Source organism: Microcoleus sp. OTE_8_concoct_300, assembly GCF_031383065.1.
Lineage (GTDB): Bacteria > Cyanobacteriota > Cyanobacteriia > Cyanobacteriales > Microcoleaceae > Microcoleus.
Genome location: NZ_JANMZH010000449.1, coordinates 1 through 4,510 on the forward strand (window position 1 = coordinate 1; position 4,510 = coordinate 4,510).

Genomic DNA, 4,510 nt, shown 5'->3' on the forward strand with positions numbered 1-4,510 from the left:
TGTCTTTAACTCCGTTTCAACTTGATTGACTTTGTTAAGAGTCAAACTTAATTATAGGTTTGAGTTCGGTGCACAGATATAGAGCCTATTGGCGGCTTTTTGTCAAGTACAATTTATACCAAATTAGATGAGCTTACCCTGAATTCCCCTGGTGAGAGAACTTGATGAACTAGAAACGTTTGTTGGTAAAAAAAAATAAGATTTGGCGAGCGACAGCCGTAGATCACTTTCAGCCAGGGATTTTAGGATGGGTATTGGGATCTCATAGTGCTATAACTTTTCGGCCACTATGGGCGTTAGTTGGCAATTGGAAATGTTACTTTTATATCACAGATGGATGGCCAGTTTACCCTATCTTTATTCCAGATGGAGACCAAATTATCTGTAAAACTTACATGACTAGAGTAGAGGGCGAGAATACGCGACTACGACATTATTTGGCCCGGCTTCATCGCAAGACACTGTGCTATTCTAAGTCGGGAGAAATGCTCAAACATTCAATTCGGTTAGTCATTCATTATCTTAAGTTTTGGGATGTTCCGGTTCCCTATCCATCGTATCATTGCAATCGCGCTCAAGCGAGGCAAATCGGGTAGCCAAAACATCCCTTGACCGCACAAATCATACCTTAATTCAGCAACGCCGAATCTACTTTATGCGCTGGTAAGTTATCCATCACTACTACTGCTCCCGACCACAATTGTGGCACTAAACATTGATCGATAAATACCTCAAATGCTTGGCTATCCATCGAGTTGTCCATGGTCATTAATGCCACTACTTGGGTGAGACTAATTGCACCAATTACTGTGACTTTTTGGCCTCGATAAAAAGGTTTGACCGCATAGGCTCTAGTCCCTAGTTGGAAGCATGACTTCTGCTTAAACCTAGCAATACTCCAGTCTCATCTAAAAAGACTAGATTTTTTGGCTCGATATCCTTAACTTTTTCCCAATACTCTAATCTTAACTTCATGACTGTTTCTGTGCCTGCTTGACTACTCCTGACTGTTTTTTTTTACGATTTAATCCCAACTTCTGTAAGGCACTACACATTGCTGTTCTGCCTACCCAATTTCCTGTCTTTTGGGCGAATAACTCACACAATTCTACCAAGGTTGCATCGGGTTTGCCACTATTTCTCTTAATTGTTTTGACGCAGTATTTAAATGACTGAATCTGGGTTTACCCCTGGGTAAGGGCTGTAAATTTCCCTCGATTTTTTGTTGCTTGACAAGTTTTTGCACTAAGCTTTTACTGCAGGCAAATATTTCTGCTGTTTTTCTGATCGACAGCTTCTGTTCTAAATGGGCTGCTACTATTTTGGATCGCAAATCTACTGAGTATGCTTTCATTGGTATATTATTTTTAGTCGATTCTATTGTACCTCATAACATCCGGAAGTGCTGTATCATAACACAAACAGCTATAGTCCAGGACGCATGGGGGTTCAGAAACCGGGTTTTTTAGGGCAATATTTGGTTCCAGCCGAAAGATTCAATAAAAACCCGATTTCTTTGGTCGGAGTGCGTAAGTCTGGTTCTCATTATCAATCAAGCAATTCCTTTCAGCAAACTTGATAAAATCCCTAAAATTTTCCCTACATCTTTAATGTAATACTCAGCAACATCAACATCTAAAGCATTACCTTCTAACTTAAGAAATCTCCAAACTGTGCCCGATGTCATCACACCATAAATTATGGGAATTTGATTGCCTTCTTTTTGATTAAACAATTGCGCTGCATACATCTCCGCTGCACACTGTCCCAAACCGCCGATTAAGTCTTCTTTCTTAGCTTCAACAATCGCAATGACTGGTGCCATAATTACAATTTGAGACTCAGACAGGCTGATTAAAAAATCACAAGCACCATTCAGCCCTTTTTCTATGTCAACGTTAAACTCTTTACCGGAAAACAAGCTAATTTTATCGTCTAGCATTCTCCTCAATTCTAGTAAAATTGGGGTGATAATCATTTCAGAACGAGCTTTTTCTGTGTTGATTTCGCTGGCTATTCGGAGGTTGTAATTGAGGGTGAAATCTAGATATTCGCTGTATCCGACTTCGGGGATATTGACAAATAAGTTGTTTTTGTCTTTGAGAGTGAAGCCGAATTGTTTGATTAAGTCACTGAGGGAAAAGTTACTGTAAGCCATCTATCGATTTTGGATTTTAGATTTTGGATTTTAGATTAATTCAATTATAGTTGGTAAAATTTCTATTTCCTCTACTTCTGTTGTAATTATGAACTTACACTAGGGAAATACGGCGGCTACGGCTTGTGGCAATGCGATGGGTACAAAATATGCAACTGGATACAAATAATCTTCGCCAGATTCATCAATAACTCGGATTAATTGATGTTCCCCAGCACGATTATCCGGGATTATTTGGTAGATTTTTCGTACTTCCAATGACGCTGGATAGTCTTTGTTGTTGATGCAAACTACAAATTTTGTTTCTAAGTTATGGGGTTTGGAAGCTGTTAGTGGGGAGGTAGAAACCGGGTTTCTTCCTCAATCTGGGTGATGATACATAAATTATCGCAGAAACCCGGTTTCTGAGATTGATTTTACTTTGATTATTTGCTCGTTATGTCCCGACAACCCCGTCGGAAACCTAGACAGGGCATGGCTTCGTGGTTTTGGGATTTGTTGTAAATCTTTATGAAATCCTGAAACGCTTAGATGTTACAGTTTACAAGTCTCGACGCGAGAGAAGAGACCAAACCCCCACACCGAACGCTCGTATATCCCCTACCTGCCATATTTAACTCACCCCAAACTTCATCCCCATCTTTATCATACCTAGGATGCGAGACCAAAACCCAAACCGGGAGATGAGCTTCAGGTGCTTTCTCTGAAAAAGTGAGGTCTCTGTAAAACAGCCATTCGTTCTTTTTTCTCCATCCCACCTGATCGCCAAAAGCTTCCCATATTTTATTATCATATTCCCTGGTTCCCCCCAGACTTTGAAAGATGCGCTTGTGCACCGAAAAGCCGAAGCGCCCATTGCTGTATTTTACCCAAAGTTGGTCGATGGTTCGCAAGTCCTCGCAGGGAAAATTATCAATACTTTTTACATCCAGCGATCTGTACTTTTCCATACCCGCCACCTTCAACATCACTCTCGCCGTTTCATTATCGGCTTCTTTCCACTTTCCTGCTGCTAATAAATCCCGCAAGTTATAGTAATCCATCCCCACGGCTGAAATCACCCGCGTAGTCTCAGCAGCCACAGGTTTCGGTGCAGCCACTGGTTTTGGTACAGCCACTGGTTTTGGTGCAGCTACAGGTTTCGGTGTCAGCAAATCCAACCATTCCTGCACCGACTGCAGGCGATTTTGCGGTTCCAACTCCATCCCTTTCATAATCGCCGCATTCACCCTGTCGCTAATCTCATAATTGTGCTGCTTCGGCGGAGTTAAAGGAATATTTTGCTTCCTGAATTGCGACGGAAACGGCAACTCACCAGTCAACATGACATAAAGCGTTGCTGCTAGGGAATAAACATCAGTATAAGCACCTAGTTCGGCGCGTTTTTCTAACAGTTCGATTGGTGCGTAACACTCAGTACCGGAATTACTATTTGTTCGCAATTCCCCCGGCGCTGTCACCTGCCGCGCTAAGCCGAAATCAATCAAAACTGCTTCAAAACCCCGCTTTCTGAGCATAACATTTTGGGGTTTAACATCCAGGTGAGTCAATCCTTGCTGGTGAACAAAACTCAGCGCGCTTCCCACTTGTTGAATAATTGGCAAAGCTTTTTCTTCCGACAAAATGCCGTTATTTTCGAGATATTCTGCTAAGTTAGTGGCGTCGATTAATTCCATCACCATGCACCACAATTCGATATTTCCCACCGTTTCGGGAAATACTTCGTAAACTTGGACGACGTGGGGATGGCTGCACCGGGCTAAAGATAAAGCTTCGTTGACAAATTTGGTTTGGTATTCGCGAAAGTTTGGCTTACCTTGAACGTTGGCATTTAGGGTTTTGATGGCGACTACTTTACCTTCTTTGCGGTTTTGGGCGCGGTAGGTGACACCGAATCCGCCGCCGCCGAGAATTTCTTCGATTAGGTATTTGCCTTGGTGCAGTTGTTGTCCGGGGGGCCAGTGCCTCATGAGGGGTATGTGAGGATGTGGGGATGATGGTTTTGATTATAGCTGAGGCGGCGGAATTTTTGTTGAGTTGTCGCGTGAGGTTGAGAAACCGGGTTTTCTACCGAGATATTTAGCATCTATCAAACCCCCAGATCCCCCCTAGCCCCCCTTAAGAAGGCTATGCCTTACTCACATCTTTCTTAACAAAATCAGCCTTGACATCTGGGGGGGAATGGGTAGAAACTAATTTCCATGTAGCAGTAATGTTATGCAAACGTTGCCATCCTCGCCAAAGGGTCTTGACACCCGGTTCACCATCTCCTTTACGTCCCAAAAATCCACCTAGTTTCGCAATCCAACGAATACAATTACTTAAAGTTGGGGGTGATTCAGTGGGGTTCGG

At 42.7% G+C, this 4,510-nt stretch carries 5 protein-coding genes and 1 pseudogene; 1 reads left to right on the plus strand and 5 read right to left on the minus strand.

Going from position 1 to position 4,510, the window contains the following annotated elements:
- Positions 1-142: 142 nt before the first annotated feature.
- Positions 143-596: pseudogene (locus ACUVJL_RS20385) on the plus strand (IS1 family transposase); the annotation flags it as partial.
- A gap of 32 nt (positions 597-628) precedes the next feature.
- Here ACUVJL_RS20385 and ACUVJL_RS20390 read toward each other — a convergent pair.
- The 5 genes from ACUVJL_RS20390 to ACUVJL_RS20410 form a co-directional block, all read right to left on the minus strand.
- Positions 629-895, minus strand: a complete 267-nt coding sequence (locus ACUVJL_RS20390) for a transposase (protein ID WP_445247500.1) — start codon at positions 893-895, stop codon at positions 629-631.
- A 657-nt stretch (positions 896-1,552) separates the two neighbouring features.
- A complete protein-coding gene (locus tag ACUVJL_RS20395; RefSeq protein ID WP_333106835.1) occupies positions 1,553-2,158 on the minus strand; it encodes a hypothetical protein in 606 nt (201 codons plus the stop codon).
- A 99-nt stretch (positions 2,159-2,257) separates the two neighbouring features.
- The gene (locus tag ACUVJL_RS20400; protein WP_445247497.1) at positions 2,258-2,416 is read right to left on the minus strand and encodes a hypothetical protein; all 159 of its coding nucleotides are present in this window, start codon (positions 2,414-2,416) and stop codon (positions 2,258-2,260) included.
- Between the two features lie 269 nt (positions 2,417-2,685).
- Complete coding sequence (locus ACUVJL_RS20405; protein ID WP_445247498.1) at positions 2,686-4,128, minus strand: protein kinase domain-containing protein; 1,443 nt, start codon at positions 4,126-4,128, stop codon at positions 2,686-2,688.
- Between the two features lie 157 nt (positions 4,129-4,285).
- The coding region (locus ACUVJL_RS20410) for an IS4 family transposase (RefSeq protein ID WP_445247499.1) at positions 4,286-4,510 on the minus strand (225 nt) is incomplete at its 5' end.